General features: G+C 68.7%; 15 protein-coding genes. 7 read left to right on the top strand and 8 right to left on the bottom strand.

Annotation, left to right across the window (positions count from 1 at the left end; translation table 11 throughout):
* Positions 1–49: 49 nt before the first annotated feature.
* From C8K30_RS28630 to C8K30_RS28600, 7 genes are all read right to left on the bottom strand, one after another.
* Complete coding sequence (locus C8K30_RS28630) at positions 50–1,090, bottom strand: hypothetical protein (protein ID WP_108496302.1); 1,041 nt, start codon at positions 1,088–1,090, stop codon at positions 50–52.
* Entirely contained in the window at positions 1,087–2,976 is a 1,890-nt protein-coding gene (locus C8K30_RS28625) for a type IV secretory system conjugative DNA transfer family protein (protein ID WP_108496301.1), read from the bottom strand. Before C8K30_RS28625 ends, C8K30_RS28630 begins: the two co-directional genes overlap by 4 nt.
* A gap of 17 nt (positions 2,977–2,993) precedes the next feature.
* A complete protein-coding gene (locus C8K30_RS28620) occupies positions 2,994–3,737 on the bottom strand; it encodes a hypothetical protein (protein WP_146197630.1) in 744 nt (247 codons plus the stop codon).
* Complete coding sequence (locus C8K30_RS28615; protein WP_199230748.1) at positions 3,737–4,888, bottom strand: ArdC family protein; 1,152 nt, start codon at positions 4,886–4,888, stop codon at positions 3,737–3,739. Before C8K30_RS28615 ends, C8K30_RS28620 begins: the two co-directional genes overlap by 1 nt.
* 342 nt (positions 4,889–5,230) lie before the next feature.
* Positions 5,231–6,358, bottom strand: coding sequence for a hypothetical protein (locus C8K30_RS28610; protein ID WP_146197629.1), 1,128 nt, complete (start codon positions 6,356–6,358; stop codon positions 5,231–5,233).
* A 263-nt stretch (positions 6,359–6,621) separates the two neighbouring features.
* Positions 6,622–7,104, bottom strand: a complete 483-nt coding sequence (locus C8K30_RS28605; protein WP_108496298.1) for a hypothetical protein — start codon at positions 7,102–7,104, stop codon at positions 6,622–6,624.
* Positions 7,105–7,156: 52 nt separating this feature from the next.
* Positions 7,157–8,182 (bottom strand): DNA-processing protein DprA, encoded by a 1,026-nt coding sequence (locus C8K30_RS28600; protein ID WP_158281157.1) that lies wholly within the window; start codon positions 8,180–8,182, stop codon positions 7,157–7,159.
* Positions 8,183–8,931: 749 nt separating this feature from the next.
* Between C8K30_RS28600 and C8K30_RS28595 the strand changes: the two genes are divergently transcribed.
* Genes C8K30_RS28595 through C8K30_RS28580 form a run of 4 tightly spaced genes read left to right on the top strand, consistent with a single transcriptional unit; the run spans position 8,932 to position 10,706 of the window.
* Positions 8,932–9,384 carry a hypothetical protein gene (locus tag C8K30_RS28595; RefSeq protein ID WP_108496296.1) on the top strand — a complete coding sequence of 151 codons (453 nt, stop codon included), beginning with the start codon at positions 8,932–8,934 and terminating at the stop codon, positions 9,382–9,384.
* A 20-nt stretch (positions 9,385–9,404) separates the two neighbouring features.
* Positions 9,405–9,731 (top strand): hypothetical protein, encoded by a 327-nt coding sequence (locus C8K30_RS28590; protein WP_108496295.1) that lies wholly within the window; start codon positions 9,405–9,407, stop codon positions 9,729–9,731.
* Positions 9,728–10,477, top strand: coding sequence for a caspase family protein (locus tag C8K30_RS28585; protein WP_108496294.1), 750 nt, complete (start codon positions 9,728–9,730; stop codon positions 10,475–10,477). Before C8K30_RS28590 ends, C8K30_RS28585 begins: the two co-directional genes overlap by 4 nt.
* A gap of 37 nt (positions 10,478–10,514) precedes the next feature.
* The gene (locus tag C8K30_RS28580; protein WP_108496293.1) at positions 10,515–10,706 is read left to right on the top strand and encodes a hypothetical protein; all 192 of its coding nucleotides are present in this window, start codon (positions 10,515–10,517) and stop codon (positions 10,704–10,706) included.
* 79 nt (positions 10,707–10,785) lie between these two features.
* Here the strand turns inward: C8K30_RS28580 and C8K30_RS28575 are convergent, their stop codons facing one another.
* Complete coding sequence (locus C8K30_RS28575) at positions 10,786–11,673, bottom strand: DNA-processing protein DprA (RefSeq protein ID WP_108496292.1); 888 nt, start codon at positions 11,671–11,673, stop codon at positions 10,786–10,788.
* A gap of 257 nt (positions 11,674–11,930) precedes the next feature.
* Here C8K30_RS28575 and C8K30_RS28570 point away from each other — a divergent pair, with 257 nt between their 5' ends.
* The 3 genes from C8K30_RS28570 to C8K30_RS28560 all read left to right on the top strand — a co-directional run bounded on the left by C8K30_RS28570 (position 11,931) and on the right by C8K30_RS28560 (position 15,074).
* On the top strand, positions 11,931–13,010 hold the full coding sequence (locus tag C8K30_RS28570; RefSeq protein WP_108496291.1) for a tyrosine-type recombinase/integrase: 1,080 nt from the start codon (positions 11,931–11,933) through the stop codon (positions 13,008–13,010).
* Between the two features lie 4 nt (positions 13,011–13,014).
* Positions 13,015–13,338, top strand: a complete 324-nt coding sequence (locus C8K30_RS28565) for a helix-turn-helix transcriptional regulator (protein ID WP_108496290.1) — start codon at positions 13,015–13,017, stop codon at positions 13,336–13,338.
* A 389-nt stretch (positions 13,339–13,727) separates the two neighbouring features.
* Positions 13,728–15,074, top strand: a complete 1,347-nt coding sequence (locus C8K30_RS28560; protein WP_233257545.1) for a hypothetical protein — start codon at positions 13,728–13,730, stop codon at positions 15,072–15,074.
* Positions 15,075–15,079 lie beyond the last annotated feature (5 nt).

Raw genomic sequence — 15,079 nt, 5'->3', positions numbered from 1 at the left:
GGTCAGGCACGCCAAGGGCGCTGCGGTGGTTGACCTGTTCCCAGAGGGATCACAGGTCGATGCTGGGCCCCTGAGCCTCGGGACGGTCATGCCCGTGGGGGCTGAGCGGCAGTGGCTTCTGCTCGGTCGCCGTGCGGTGTCCGGGTCCGGCCATCAGTCCCCGTTGGCGTGCGGAACGCACGACCTGGTCGAGCGCGCTGGTCAGGTCGTCAGAAAGCGCACGCCCGCTGGGCTGCAACGAGAAGCGAGGGTTTCCCCAGGGCATGACGCGGGTGTCGATCGTGCCGAGCAGATGCCCCATCGGGGGGTGGAGGAAGGAGCTGTTGAGGTACTCCACGACCTCGGGGACCGGATCGTTGGTCATGCCCGCGGCGGTATGGATGAATGCGGACTGATCCGAGGCCGGCTCGTCATCCAGACGACGGCGGACCAGGAGCAGGTCCGTGGGGTTGTCACAGCCGGCGACATTACGGAGCGCACCGTCCGGCAGACGCACGACGCCGAGGACGTCGCCGAGCGCGGCGACCGCCTCGCGTATGGCCGACTGAGGGTCGTCCAAGACGTCTCGACTCATCAGCGCGGCCAGGAATCCGCCGGGGACCGTGCGGGCGAGGTGGATCAGCAGGTTCACGCCCTGGTCCTGCTGCAAGTCGGCCCGGCGATCCGGCCTGTGGAAGGTGACGTCGGAGAGCGCCGCGTTGTAGATCACGACGTCGAACAAGGAGACCACACCGTCTGACCTCGCACGCTCGCCTGCGAAGGTGTTCGCGTCCGTGGTTGTGTCGGGGTCGTCGGTAGGGGCGGACCTGATGCCTTCCTGGGGTATGTCGGCCCGCAGGATCCCGGAGTTTTCACTGTCCCAGGTCTGGACGCGGTCGCGGGGCAGCCGGGCAAAGACGTGGGGGTCGACACCCGTCACGGTCATCCGGCCGTGGCCCGCGCCCAGAGTGCGCAGTGCCCGCCAGATCTGCACGGCCAGCACGGCGTGAACACCGGAGGCATCAGCCCTGTGGTGGTCGCGTTCTGCAAGGGCGTCAGCCTGCAGCATGTGCACCAGGTCCTCGTAGTCGATGTCGTCGTGGTCCGTCATGAGCTCTCCTTCGAGAAGGCCTGGCCAGGGGTGCTCTGGTTTGCGTCGAGGCCGGCCGGATGCGTGGGGTCGCCCTGCAGCTCGGCCGGGTGCTCGGCCGGGTGGTCGTGACCTCTGCCGGCTGCAGCGCGCCCGGTCTGTCGTGCGGTGGTCTGCAGGAGGGCCTCGACCTCCGTGCGGTCCGTCGCGAGCTGGTCGGCGTCGGGCCGGGCGGTCCAGGTGCGCAGGTCGGCGATGATCGGTGGTGCGGCCCTCAGCAGGATCAAGCTGGTACCGAACGGGAGCATGCGGATGGCCTGGGGCGGCATGATCGCCACCCTGCGCACTGACCGCTGCACGGACCGGGAGCCTTGGTCGCCGCGGGTGTGGGTGTCGGTGAACTCGTCCCGCTCACCGATCAGACTGCTGAAGTCGGCCAGGTCCTTGGGGGAGGCGGACCCGCCCAGGAGGACCTTGACGATCGCGGCGTCCCAGATCGCGTTGGCGGCGTGGTCGCCCCATTTGTCCCGCGCCTGGGACAGGGACTGCAGCACTGGCATCGTGGTCAGTCCGGTGCCGCCGCCCTCGGCCATCAATGTCGGAAGTGACGGCAGGGGCGCGAGGTTCCCGATCTCGTCCAACGCGAGCAGCAGCGGCGGGTCCAGGCGGGCGCCGGGGGAGGCGGCGGCGAGGTGGCGGGCGGTCTCGACCAGGTCCTCGATGAACGCCGCGACCAGCGGCCCCGACGTGACCGACCCGGATCCGGTGGCCAGCAGGTACAGCGTGCCGTTGTCCCGTAGGAACGTCTCCGGGTCGAACGACTCGTCCGGGCCGGGGGAGACGGTGTCCAGGACGCGGGGGTCGGCTAGGCAGGACAGAGCCTGCTTGACGCCCATCCAGGCGCTGTCGCGGGTGCGGGGGTCGGCCTGGATGATCGACTCCAGCGACTGCCCCCACCCCGTGGCTGCCTCCGGGTGGGAGGCCAGGATCGCTGCGGCGTCCTCGGCGGCGGACGGCGAGTTGGACCAGGCGAACAGGTCCCGTGCGTTGCGCCCGTCCAGTGCGGCGGCGTGCAGCATGGCCTGCAGCGCGCTACGGGTCATGCCTTCCCAGAACCCGCCGTTTTCGGTCCCGCCTCCACCCAGTCCGGTCGCGGAGGCCAGTCCGGTGGCGCGGATCATCGCGGTGAGCGGGTCTTCGCAGCCGCGCACGATCGACCACCGCAGCCCGGCCGGTAGGCCCTTGGCCAGGTGCTGCGGGTCGAACACCGCCACCGGCCCTACCCGCTCGCGCTGCTTGAGGGTGACGGTCAGCGCGTCGGGCCGGGTCGAGGTGGTCACCACAGGGCCGGGGGCGTCGAGGATGGCGTTGACGACCAGGTGCAGGCCCTTGCCGGAGCGGGGTGGGCCCAGGACGAGCAGGGAGTCCTCGACCGAGGCCCACACCCCGTGTCCGTGCGCGGCCCCGAGCTGGTACCCGACCTCTGGTGCGGTCGGTTTGCGCAGCGACGGGCGCAGGGTGCGTGAGCGTTTGAGCAGGGTGCGGGCTGAGGCGGCGTGCGCGACGTCGCGACGGGTGGCGGTTCCCGGGGTGTGGTGTGGGGTGCGGGCCTGCCGGTGCGTCATCCCGGTCACGGCCTGGGCCACCAGCCAGACCACCACGCCCAGGACGCTCAGGAGCAGGACGGTGGTGGACCAGTAGGCGACGGGGTGCAGGTCGGGGGACCCGAGCGCGGTGCCGGGGTCGGCCGGGTCGGCTAGCGCACCCAGCCCTGTCAGCGCGCCCCCGGTCGGCGAGCTCGCCCTCGTGACCCAGGCTGCGAGGCTGCCCGCGGCACGCAGGACTGTGGACAGGCCGAGCAGGACACCCAGGCCGATCAGGGCGAGGTCGGTCAGGTCGTCACCCATCGCCCGCGCCGGCGCCCTCACAACGCCCCCCACCCGACATCCGGAACATCCGGAGCCGCTGGCGCAGGACGGATGGCGGGTGCCGGAGCGATCCGCCGGCCAGGCTTGCGACGCCCGTCGTGGTTACCGGATCGGACGGCCGGGCGTGCGAGGTCGGGCGCTCTGGAGCTGCCCGATGCCTGTGTGATGCCGACGGGAGCGGCGTGCCCGGACGGTTGGGCCAGGTCGTCGTAGGGGACGGTCGTGCCGGAGACCTGGCCTTGGACCAGCAGGGCACGTGTCCGGTCACCCAGAGCGGCAGGTAGCCGGAAGCGCACCGCGCCGTGCTCGTCGGCGACGGTGCGGCCCACCACCTGCACCAGCGTGACCGGCTCGCCCGGTGCGAACCCGCCCCCGCCACCAGGAGCGGCCCCGAGCCCAGGCTCCAGGACCGTCCCTGCGTCGCCGACCGGGGTACCGGTCGGGCTGTTGGGCTCGAGGGGCTGGTAGCTGTCCGGTACGACGAAGTAGGGCTCGTAGGTCTGCCCGCTGTCGACCAGGTGGACCAGCACCGGGGTGTCCAGCTCCTCGGCGATCCGCTCCTGAGCCCACTTGAGGTCGCTACGGCCCAGTGGCGGCACCCCATCCGCGTGGGGCGGAGCGGTAGCGCCCGTCGGCGCCGGATGTCGCCACGGCTGGCCGTCGATCGTGACGGCCAGGTGCCCGTCCTGATCGACCACGACGCGGGCGCGCGGCAACGTCATCGGCACGGGCCGAGGCATCACAGCCCCAGCTCCTCAGTCGGGGCCGTGCTCGGCCGGACCTGGGTCTGACGCGCGGACCCGTCCACAGGCGTCGGTGTTCGCCGCGATTTCGCCGTGCGGCTCGAAGCACGCAGCGCGTCACGATCCAGCCCGGGCGGGGTCCCGTCGGGAATCTGGTGGGTGTCGAGGCCGTCCAGGATCTTGATCGCCGCGTCGCGGACGCGTGTCGCGGTGGACTGCACGGTCTCGGCGATGCTCGTGCCGGGAACGGTGGAGGCCCAGTCGGCGATGTAGGGGATGGTCGAGGAGTCGGTGGTCAGGCCGTGGGAGGCGTTGACCATGTAGGCCACAGAGTCGGCCTCGACCTCGCGGATCCCTCGGTGCTGCGACACCGTTGCGGGTTCGCTGGTCAGGGTGCCGTCGCTGGGGGCTCGGTCGCGTCCGGGTGCGTGCAGGTCGATGTGCGCAAGCTCGTGGGTCAGGACGGCGGTCTTGGCGGCGTCATCGAGGCTGTCGCAGATCTCGACCAGCTTGGTGGGGTAGGTGGTGCGCCCGAGCGCTCCACCCAGCGCCGTCGGGTCGGGGACGATCTGCAGGTCGTAGCCGCGCTCGGCGACAAGTGCCGCCAGGCCGTCCCACAGACCGGCAGGTGCTTGCCCGGCGGGCATCTGGACCGAAGGCGGTGGTTCCGGCACAGGCTTCCCGTCGGTCTGGCTGACGTCCCAGACGTAGGCGGGCCGCAGACCGACGATGCGTGAGCGGACGATCTCACCGGGTTCCGGCTTCTCACCGCGTCCCAGGCGCCGCCACGGCCCGGATTCGGGGCTGAAGGTTGCCATGCGCGCGGTGACTGGCGCGTAGATCTGGTAGCCGGGTTGTCCCTTGCGGACGCTGCGGTCCAAGGCCTTCCACTGCTTGAATCCAGCAACGTAGGTCGGGTCCGCGCTCGGGACCAGGCCCTCGGCATGGGCGATGGCGTGCTGCATCGCGATCAGCAGCGTGTTGTTGAAGGAACGGGCGCGGAACCGAGCGGCGAAGGCGAGGGCTCGTAACCAGTCCTCGCCGGTGACGAGCTGTTCGACGGCGCCGGACAGCTTCTCGTGCAGAGCATCGAGCTTCGCGTTGCGGTCCGCGGTCTTCTCTTCGAGCGTGCGGGTGTCGTCGCGCATCGAGGCCTCCTATCGGTCTGGGAGACAGGTGCGCGGAACACGCCACCGGCGACGAACGACAGTCAGCCTGTTTGGGAATGGCCGGCGGGACCTGGTGGTGAGAATCCGGTGCTCGCCGGCCTGCTGCCAGAAGTACCCGGAGCTCCGAGGACGCCGAGCCCGTAGATCGCACCACCGGAGGCGTCCGCACCGGAGTCGGAGTCGCTCATGACACATCACGTTGCCCCGCGTGGCCAGTTCGTGAGGGGGAGGTCTCCAGCGCGCCGAGCCGCACGTCAACTTGGGTCCGTTGCCTCGAGACGGTCAGTCATGTCGAGGTGTCCGTCAGGTGCAGGGCCGCGGTCATAGGCCCAGGTCGTGTCCCGGTGCGTCGGTGCGTCGGATGGGACGGTGTGCCTCGCGTGCTGGTCGTGTCTCGATCGGTGACCACGTGGCGGAGACGGCTGTCAGGTTCCTGGCGCGGGCTTTGGCGACGATGTTCGACAGCGTGTGGTCCAGGGTCATGTCGAGGGCGACGTCGCCGTCGCCGACGGTGTAGCGCAGTCCGCTGGGCTTGTCGGGGTCGGCGACGACGCCGGTGGACCCGGCCACGTGCTCGGGGTAGAACATCGAGAAGTACTCGTTCACATAGGCGACGCCGCCCGGGACGGTGACGGGCGCGACGTCGAGGAAGAAGGCCGAGTGGACCGCGTCGCCGGGGATACGGCGGCGCAGGAGCAGCAGGTCGATGGGTGCGGCGTTGTCGTCGGACAGCTGCGGCCGCAGCGCGGTGGCGGGTAGGCGGACGGCGCCCAGGAGGTCGGCGTTGTCCAGGAGCAGCTCGCGGACGGCCGGGTCCGGGTTGTCCAGGACGCGGTGGGTGGTGACGGCGGCGAGGATCCCGCCGGGGAACGTGTTCGCGACGGCGTTGGTGAGGAACTTCTGGTGTATCTCGAGGGATCGGTCCCGGCCGTACTGACTACGGAAGTGCAGGTCGGTGTACGGCAGGGATGCGAGAACGAGGTCGTGCACCACGGGTTCGGCCTCTGAGTGGGCGCGTAGTTTCAGGCCGTCGTGCGGCCAGGCGAGGTGGGCGGCGTGGGTGGCCGGTGGGATGTCGGCTACCCACTCCTGGAAGTTGGTGCGGGTGTCGGGGTCGGGAGCACCGGTGAGGGTGGCGGCGTGGTCGCCGAACGCGTACATCCGCCCGCGCTCCACGCCGAGGTCGCGCAGAGATGTCCAGATCTTCTGGGCCAGCAGGGCGTACCCGGCGTCGGCGTCAAGCATGGAGTGCTGTTCCCCTACTGCTGTGTCGGCGTGGTCCAGCTCTTCTTCGTTCGCCGAGGCTGATGCTCCTGGTCCGAGGTCCCCGGGTGGGGCCGTCTGTGCGGGAGGTTCGCCCGTGCTGCTGGCCACCGGGCGGCCGTTACGCGTGACGGAGACGGTGTGCGGCCAGTCAGGGAACTGGTCGCCGCCGTCCGTGGCCGCCATGAACCAGGCCTCCGGGTCCGGGCCGTCCGGCAGCTGTGCGGGGTCAAGGGCTAGCAGTCGTGCCCGCGCAGCTTCGAGGTCTTGTGGCGTCGGCGCGGGCTCGCGTCCGCGGCTCCTGTCTTCCCGGCCTGGGCGCGAGGGACCGCCGGCCCTGCTCGTGGGCCGTCGCCCGGAGTCGCCGGGGGAGGTGGGTGTGTCGTTCATGCGCTTCAGGTGCGCGGCGAGTACCGGTGGTCTCGTAGTTGCGGTGTTGGTACTGGTGATCACAGGTCGGGGCCGGGCGACGCGTCGGTGCTCGCTCGGGTGGAGAACGGCCAGGGCTGCGAGGTTCCGACCGTCGGGGTGGGGTGTCCCGCGCCCTGCTGTGCCGGGGTGTTGGCCTGGTTGTAGATCCGCAGCGACTCGGTCAGCGACTGCTTGAGCAGTGTGATCGCCCGGTCGGCGCTGGCCGTCGGGACGTGGAGGAGATCGGCGACACCGCTGGTCGTCAGCGGTTGCCTGTCGCGTCCTTGCACGGTGTAGGTGGTGCCCTGGACCGCGAAACGCACGGTGTAAGGGACGCTGATCACTGGCTGGTAGGCGTGGATCACAGCCGTGTACATGGGGCCGCTTGGTGCTTCGCCGTGGAGGTGGAGCTCATCGAACCCGACATGGAGGGCTTCCAGGCCGTGCAAGAGCCTGATCGCGTCCAGCCCTCGCACCACCGGCAGGTCCCACGGCTTGGGCGGCTTGTGGTGATCGTTCATCGCTTGCTCCAGAGTCTCGGCGTGCGCGTCCGGGTTCGTCCTTGGGCGGAGGTCAGAGCGGGATCATGGCTGGTGAGATGGGCGGGCCGGGCTCGGGTGGCCGGGGCCTCGACGGGTCGCGCCGGGAGGAGACGTTTCCCGCTGCGACTGGTGGGGTGGCTGGGCGTGGGGCGGTGATCAGGTCCATCGCGTCGCTCGCGTGGGTGATCACCCGTGCCGTGTGCTGGCGCAGCAACTCGTTGCTACCGGCGCTGCTGGGGATGGTGATCTCGCCCGGAACCGCCCCGACGGGGCGACCCAAGCGGACCGCCTCGTGAGCGATCTTCAGCGCGGAGGTGTGGTGGCCGGCCTCGGTGACTACGACGGCATCGGACAGGGCGGCCACGAGCCGGCCACGCAGCACCTGCCGGGTACGGCCCGTCCGCTGCCCCGGAGGCTCGGCACTGACCAGCACCCCGCCGTCGCCGGTGATCCAGTGGAACAGGCCGGCGTTGCTGCTGGGGTACGGGCGGTCCAGGCCTCCGGGCAGTACCGCGATGCTGCGTCCGTCACCGGCTGCTGTCCCGATGGCGGCGGCGGTGTCGATGCCATGGCCGCCGGTGGTGACAACGGTGACACCGAGCTGGGCAAGACCAGCGGCCAGGTCGCGGGTGACTCTCTGGCCGTAGTCGGTCGCTACCCGTGCCCCGACCATTGCGACCCTCGGCTCACGGTCGACCAGCACCGAGGAGTCCCCGAGCGTCCACAGGACCAGCGGATGCGCCGTGGCGTCCCCGGCCAGAGCAGGCCAGCCGGGGTCCGACGGGATCAGGGTGCCCAGCCCGAGATCCCGCGTCTGCGACAGGACATCGTTCACACCGGCCAGGTCCAGGCGCTGGGCGATGCCGCCACGCCACTGGGCCATGCGCTGGTTGGGGCCGGTCGCGCCGGCGATCTGGTGCACGGTGCTGAGCGCGCCCTGCTCGGCGACCAGCCGGGCGGCGAGCCCGTCGCCCGGCTCGCAGCCCAGCGTCAGGATGATCCGCGCCGTGCGCTCATCGGTGGCCATGTCTGCGATCTCGTCGATGTCCTGGTTCATGCTGTGCCCCCGTCGGTGGTGCGTTCTGGTAGCAACCAGGTGCATCCGCAACGTCACGCCCTGATCTCCGTGGCCAGCTGGTGTGCGACGGGGGTGCGCGGGTCGACCGGATCGGCGGGTCAGAGCGTGGGCTCGGCGGGCCGGCCCGGTGGGCTGTTGTCTACGTGTCCGGGCCGTGACGGTGCGCGGCTGTGTGCGGGATGGGACGAGGCTGTGGTCCGGGTTCCGGCCGTGAGCAGCGCGATGGCGTCGCCGGAGTGGATGATCACGTGCGCGGCGCGTTCGCGTAGCAGGCTGTTGACTCCGTCGCTGGCAGCGCTGGTTATCTCTGGTGCCGTGGTGCTGTTCACGACTGTCAGGTGCGCTGGGTGCGTCTCCTGACATGGACAGTGCCGCCGGAGTGTCAGTGACAGATGCTCGTCAGGCTGATGTTCACTGCGAGGGTGTACGGATTCCGCCGTGTCCGTTCGGCGTCGGGTGGCGAGCTGCCCGTCGTGTTCGACCGCGCAAGCGGCCTCATCCATCCGGCGGCGTGTGACTGGCTGCGGTCGCTGGACGAGTCCGGGGCATCGCCGAACACGGTGCGCAGTGTGGTCTCGAGTCGTTCGGTGCCGAGGCCTACGGGCTCGGCACAGCGATCTACCTGAACCTCATTCTGCCCTGGGTGTACCGAAATACTGTTGACGAGAACTCGCATTTCGGTAGGTTATGCACCACTTGGATACCGGAGTCGACTGCGGGGGCGGCAAATGGGCGAGGAACGGGAAGGCGACGACCGATCGGCCGATGTGCCCATCCACCCTGGCGAACTCGACCTTGAGAATACCTCGGACCACGAGCTCGTGGAGACAGCCGCCACGATACTGAGCACTGCGGTCCTTGATCTACAAGCGGGCCGACTCGACGATGCTGCCAAGCGGGCACAGTTGAACAAGGAGCTCCTGGACGAGAAGGAGCGGCGAGGATTTTCGCCTGATGTCCTCTTCTGGGACCTCTTCCACCTTCAGTACCTCAGCGCGCAGATTCACGCCTCATTCGGCAACTTCCCAGCCGCACTTGATGCCGCCAGGAGCGCACGTGCGATCGCAGCAGATCCTGAGGTCCCGGAGGGCGCCAACCCCAGGGGTGAGCTCTACTTCATGTCGTCCCAGCTCGTCGAGAAGATCGAGCGCGCAATGCGACCTCCAACGGAGGAAGAGTGAGTAACGTCGCACAGAGCCCTGTGACCATCCAGATCTGGTCCTCCGACGAACAGATAACTGACAGGCTACGCGAAGAACTACGCTACGACGCCCGCATCGACGTACGGTCACACACACTGCCACCCGAGGAAGGCGCACTCGGCACCGCCGAGATCATCCAGATCTTGGGTGATCCAACCATCATCATCGCGATCATCGGGGCAATCCCAGCAACGCTCGCGGCGCTGCGCAAGCACGTGAAGGTGAAGGTTCAGAAGGGCGACCGGATCATCGAGGTCGACGCCTCAGGATTCAACCTCGACGAACTCAAGGATCTTCTGAACTCGAACGACTGCACAACTAAATGACCCGGTCGACATCACGGGCAGTCCTTGCTGGAACATGGAACTACGACGACGAGTTCCTTGCCAATCTGCCCGCCGCGGAAAACAGCCTCCAGAGGATGTACGACTTCTTATCCCACCCGCAAGGTGGCTCGTGGCCTGACAAACGTGTCACGCCGATTCTTGAAGAGAGAAATTTCGGGAACGCAGCCGAAAAGATCCAGAACGCACTCCAGGACGTCACCCACACAGCACTGTTCTACTACGTGGGGCACGGCCTCCTGGACGATCGCAAGCAGTTGTACCTTGGCCTACAAGGGTCCAAACTAGGAAATGTCAGGACGACGAGCCTTGAATGGGAAATGGTCCGGCACCTGATCGAGAACTGCAAAGCACGACGCAAGATCGTGATCCTGGACTGCTGTTTTGCCGGGGCCGCGGCGACTGCATCTAGCCGTGTCGCGTCGCGGGACGATATCTTGCACGGCAACGCGGTCATCTCGTTGATGGCTTCAGGCACGCGGTCCCTCGCGTGGTACGAAACCAACGTGACCAAGCCGCAGACGTACTTCACGAGAAGCTTGCTTGACGTGCTCTGGTCTGGGTCCCAAGGGTTCGGGCCGGAGCTCGGCTTTGCCTTCTCGCTGGCCGCCGACAAGATGCACGCGCAGGGGCTTCCGCGTCCGCTCGTCGAGAGCTACAACATGGGGACGTGGATCCGGCTGTCCGCTGATTCTTTCGATGAGTCTGACACGACGCGTATCCCGTAAGAGCAAATCGACCGCACAGAACGAGGACGGTTAATTGATGAGCGCTGAGCAAAAGTTCGAGAAGTTCCGACCGATACCGACTCCGGCGCTCCGCGTGCTGCTGGATTCCAATCGTGTGATCGGCGGCAAGCTTGGGATCTACGATCCGAGGGGGATGGACGCTCTTGAAGATGTGGCCGTCATCTCCGACATTCTGCGCGAGCGAGGCGTCGACCCTGACCTTCGGTAGGAGGCGCGGCCTTGCGTCTTTAGGCCCGGGCGTTCTCAACCTGCGTTCTGTTGACCAACTCCCAGGACTGTTACTGACGTCATTGACATCTCGAATCCGGTCGGAGACAGGCAGGCAATGCCGCGGACCGCAGATAACGCTGGTGACCGGGCCGGGCACGGCTCCCACAGGGCGGCCCATCCGGGTGGCGTGGCGGGCGACGCCCAGGACGAGCGAGTGCTGGCTCGCCTCGGTCGGTGACGACCACCGCCCCGGACAGGGCCGCGATGAGTCGGTTGCGCATCAAGAACCGGGTCCGTCCGGCGCGCAGGCCAGGTGGGTCGGCACTGACCAGGACCCCACCCTCGCGGGCGACCCGTTCGAACCTTGCGGCATTGCCGGCAGGGAAGAACTGGTCGAGGCCCCCGGCCAGGCCCACCACGACGCGCCCGCCATAGGCCGATGCCGCTCGAAGCGCTGCAGTGCCGATCGCGTGCGACCCGCCGCTGACGACGGTGACACCCTGCTGGGCGAGTCCGGCGACCAGGTCGTGGGTGACCTTGACCCCGTAGTCGGTCCCGGCCCGAGACCCGACGACCGCGCACCGCGACGTGTGCGGCCCGGCCAGGAGCGTGGCGTCCCCCTGCGTCCACAGCGCCAACGGCACAGGTGTTGTGTCGGTTCGCGGGATCGGCCAGCCTGGATCGGACGGGATCACCACCTCCAGCCCGAGCTCCTGCGCCTGCTCCAGGACCGTCTCCAGCTTGTCGGGATCCAGGCGGTGGGCAATCGCCTCGCGCCAGTCCCGGATAGGTAGCGTCTCGCCGGGCTTGGGCCCGGTGAGGACGTAGTGCAGCGTCTCGATCGCGCCGTGCTGTGCCACGGCCAGAGCGGCGAGATCGTCGCCCGCCTGGCAGCCCAGCGTCAGGGCGATCCGCGCGGTCCGGTCGTCGGCGGCGAGCTCGGCGATCCTGTCCAGCGTGTCCATGGTGGTCCTCCGATCGATACGGTGGGTGCGTGGTCAGACGGGGCCGCCCTCTGCCGGCGACCGCTACCGTCGGTATATGCCTAGAGGTCTGTCTCTATTGCCGTGAGTTCGATCCGGGCTCTGCTGTCGGTCACGGCCTGCGATGCAGGTGGGTGACACGTTCTAGGGTGTACGAGAATTCCGGCGTGTCGTCAGAAATTCTGAACAGTTGTCGGTAATGATGTCGATATGACTCGTTCGAGTGAACTGGCGGCGGAGTGAGCCTCGCCGTGGTGCGCAACATCGGCTCACCGCGCGCGCTGCGTGGTGAGCAGGACGTCGAGGACTTCGAGCAGGAGCTGGTCGACCAGTACGCCCTGGCGATGTGTGCTGCGGGGCTGACCGACGCGCACGTGGCGTCGTCGCGCGCGGTCGTCTTCGAGTTCCGGCAGTGCTTGACCGGCGCGTTGTGGTCGGCGACGACGGACGATGCTGACCGGTACCTGGTCGGCCAGCGACGTGCGGGCCGGGCAGCGAGCACGCGTGCGGGCAAGGCGGGGATGTTGGCGCAGTTCTACGACTTCGTGATCGCCCGCTACCAGGGTGACCTGCACGCGATCACGGGGTTCGTCGTCGGGCAGCCGATCGACGAGTTCAACCGGCAGTCAGGCTCGGCGCTGAGCCGGGTTCGGGTCCCGCCGTCGGACCTTGAGGTCGAGGAGCTGTTCACCGGGTGGCGGCTGTCGATTGCGCAGGCACGTAAGTACCTGCCAGCGGCGCGGGACTACTTCGCGGCTTCGCTGTGGCGGCGCCTGGGTTTGCGCATCGGTGAGACGGTCGGACTGGACATCCGGGACTGGCGTCCGGACCTCGGCGTGGCGGGCAAGCTGCACGTTCGGTTCGGCAAGGGCAGCCGTGGCCGGGGGCCGAAGCAGCGGCTGGTCCCGGCGATCAACGGCGCGGACAAGCTGATCGACTGGTGGCTCGCGGAGGTGCGTCACCAGTTCGGCGAGGATTGGTCGGACCCTGATGCACCGATGCTGCCCTCGGAGCGACGTGACCGGGCGACAGGGCGGTGCTGTCGGGCGAGCGACGACGTGTTGCGCCACGGGCTGAAGACGAGCACCGTGCAGTTCTTGCCAGCGTGGGCCGACCGGATGGGGCCGCACGTGCTGCGCCATTACTGTGCCTCGTCGCTGTACGGGGCGGGCATGGACCTCAAGGCGATCCAGGACGTGCTGGGTCATGAGTGGCTCTCGACCACGACGCGTTACATCCATGTCTCCAGCGATCACGTCGAGCAGGCGTGGGCCAGCGCGAACCGCCGGCTGGAGACTCGATTCGGAGGGACGGTGTGAGCCTGTGAAGTGGAACCTGAGGATGAAGGCCGCCGAGCGTGGCATCTGGAAGTCGAACGAGCTGCGGCGGCTGTTGGCCGAGGCGGGCCTGGAGATCAGCGCGGGCAAGATGTCAGGGCTGTGGACCGGAACCCCGACCACGGTGCGCTTGGACGATCTCGACGTGATCTGCCTGGTCCTGGACTGCGACCCGGCGGAGCTCCTCATCCCGGAGCCGGACAAGGCTGCTGCCCGACGGCGTCCCGAAGAAGTAGAGAAGGCCGTCGGTGGGTCGGCGTCGGTGGTCACGCCCCGGTTCGGCAGGCCACGTTCTGACCCGCCGTTGTGAGCCCGGCCGCCGGGCCGTCGGCCGCGCTGCGACCGCCGCCGACATGCATCGCGTGCGCGACCAACCGCGTCGCGTGGAGCAAGCCGCGGGTCGACTACTGCTACGACTGCCTGCCCGGCGGGCCGTTCGCTGCTCCACCGTGCCGCGGATGCGGCTCGGACCGGTATTTCAGTCAGGGCCTGTGCGACCGCTGCCATCCCGGGGCGCCGCTGTTCCTGTCCTCGTGCAAGGACTGCCTGGCCTGGGGCGTCTACCGCCACCACAACTGGCTGTGCTGGACCTGCCGCTGGTGGCGTCAGCACTTCCCCGAAGGCCGGTGCGACTACTGCGGGCGCACCTCCCGTCTGGGCGATTCCGGGGCGTGCCGGTTGTGCTACGAACAGGCCCGCATGCTCCAGGAGCCGGGACGTGCCCTGGACCTGGTCGGGGCGAACAAGCACGGCCAGCAGATGTTCTTCGCGAACATGCACTTCCATCGGCGTAAGACACCGCGGCTGCGCGCACCGTCCAGGCGTCGCCCCAGCCCGCCAACCAGCCCGTTCAGACCGGCGCCGGGGGAGCAGCTCGCACTGTTCGAGATGGCACCCGACCCGAAGGTCGTGCGGCGCCTGGCCGACTGGGAGAACAGCGAATTGACCCGGTACTGCCACCAGGTCGTGCTCGAGCACACGGAGAAGTTCGGCTGGAGAGCCAATCAGCGCAACGACGTCATCCGGTCCCTGAAGCTGCTGCAGACCCTGCGCGACACTCCCGAGGCGAAGATCCGCGCGAGCGACGTGCTCGTGCTGCCCGCCTACGACGGCAACATCGCCTCGACCCTGGACGTGCTGGCCGCCGCCGGCCTGCTCATCGACGACCGGCCCCGTCGGGTCGAGGTCTACTTCGCGTCCAAGACCGCCAGCCTGCCCGAACCGATGCGCACCGAGCTGGAGACCTGGCTGCTCGTTCTGCTAGACGGGTCGAAACGCGCTCCCCGGCAACGGCAGCGTGACCCGGCTACCGCCCGGGTCAGGATCCTGGCGATCACCCCGATCGTGACCGCCTGGGCGCAGGCCGGCGTCACGACGCTGGCCGAGATCACCAGCCAGGACGTCTACGATGCGCTGCCGACCGTCCCGACGAAGCGAGTACCGGCGCTGACAGGGCTGCGATCGCTGTTTACGGTCCTTCGGGGCCGCCGGCTGATATTCACCGACCCGACCCGCGGTGTGAAGACGGAGCCGGCACCGCGCAACATCCCGCTGCCGCTGGACACCGCCGCGATCCGCAATGCCCTGGCCTCACCCGATCCGGCTACCGCGTTGGCCGTGGCCCTGATCGCGTTCCATGCCCTGACCGCCCACCAGGCCCGGCACCTGCTGGTCACCGACATCGTCGACGGACGACTATCCCTGGATGGACGCAGCCTCCCGCTGGCCGCCCCGGTCAGGGTGCGGCTGACCGCGTGGCTCGACTACCGCGAGCGACGCTGGCCCCACACGATCAACCCGCACCTGTTCCTGACCCAGTTCACCGCGGGCCGCCTGACCGCGCCCAGCCACGTCTTCCCGTGGAAGAAGACCACACTGCGCCCTCAGGCTCTGCGCGAGGATCGCATCCTGGCCGAGGCCCACGCCAACGGCGGTGACATGCGGGCACTGTGCGACCTGTTCGGCATCAGTATCGAGACCGCCCTGCGCTACACAGCCACGGCCGCCCCACCACCGGCGCCCGCGCGGTCCCGCAGCCAGCCTTGACGCCC

The organism is Promicromonospora sp. AC04 (genome assembly GCF_003058225.1).
Classification (GTDB): domain Bacteria; phylum Actinomycetota; class Actinomycetes; order Actinomycetales; family Cellulomonadaceae; genus Promicromonospora.
This window is presented reverse-complemented; position numbering and strand designations above follow the sequence as displayed.

Coding starts and splice junctions, on each gene's coding strand:
- C8K30_RS28560 (WP_233257545.1), top strand. CDS start 13,728: ATGCTCCAGGAGCCGGGACGTGCCCTGGACCTGGTCGGGGCGAACAAG.
- C8K30_RS28625 (WP_108496301.1), bottom strand. CDS start 2,976: ATGGGTGACGACCTGACCGACCTCGCCCTGATCGGCCTGGGTGTCCTG.
- C8K30_RS28620 (WP_146197630.1), bottom strand. CDS start 3,737: ATGCCTCGGCCCGTGCCGATGACGTTGCCGCGCGCCCGCGTCGTGGTC.
- C8K30_RS28595 (WP_108496296.1), top strand. CDS start 8,932: ATGGGCGAGGAACGGGAAGGCGACGACCGATCGGCCGATGTGCCCATC.
- C8K30_RS28605 (WP_108496298.1), bottom strand. CDS start 7,104: ATGAACGATCACCACAAGCCGCCCAAGCCGTGGGACCTGCCGGTGGTG.
- C8K30_RS28575 (WP_108496292.1), bottom strand. CDS start 11,673: ATGGACACGCTGGACAGGATCGCCGAGCTCGCCGCCGACGACCGGACC.
- C8K30_RS28630 (WP_108496302.1), bottom strand. CDS start 1,090: ATGACGGACCACGACGACATCGACTACGAGGACCTGGTGCACATGCTG.
- C8K30_RS28585 (WP_108496294.1), top strand. CDS start 9,728: ATGACCCGGTCGACATCACGGGCAGTCCTTGCTGGAACATGGAACTAC.
- C8K30_RS28610 (WP_146197629.1), bottom strand. CDS start 6,358: ATGGCGGCCACGGACGGCGGCGACCAGTTCCCTGACTGGCCGCACACC.
- C8K30_RS28580 (WP_108496293.1), top strand. CDS start 10,515: ATGAGCGCTGAGCAAAAGTTCGAGAAGTTCCGACCGATACCGACTCCG.
- C8K30_RS28615 (WP_199230748.1), bottom strand. CDS start 4,888: ATGCGCGACGACACCCGCACGCTCGAAGAGAAGACCGCGGACCGCAAC.
- C8K30_RS28600 (WP_158281157.1), bottom strand. CDS start 8,182: ATGAACCAGGACATCGACGAGATCGCAGACATGGCCACCGATGAGCGC.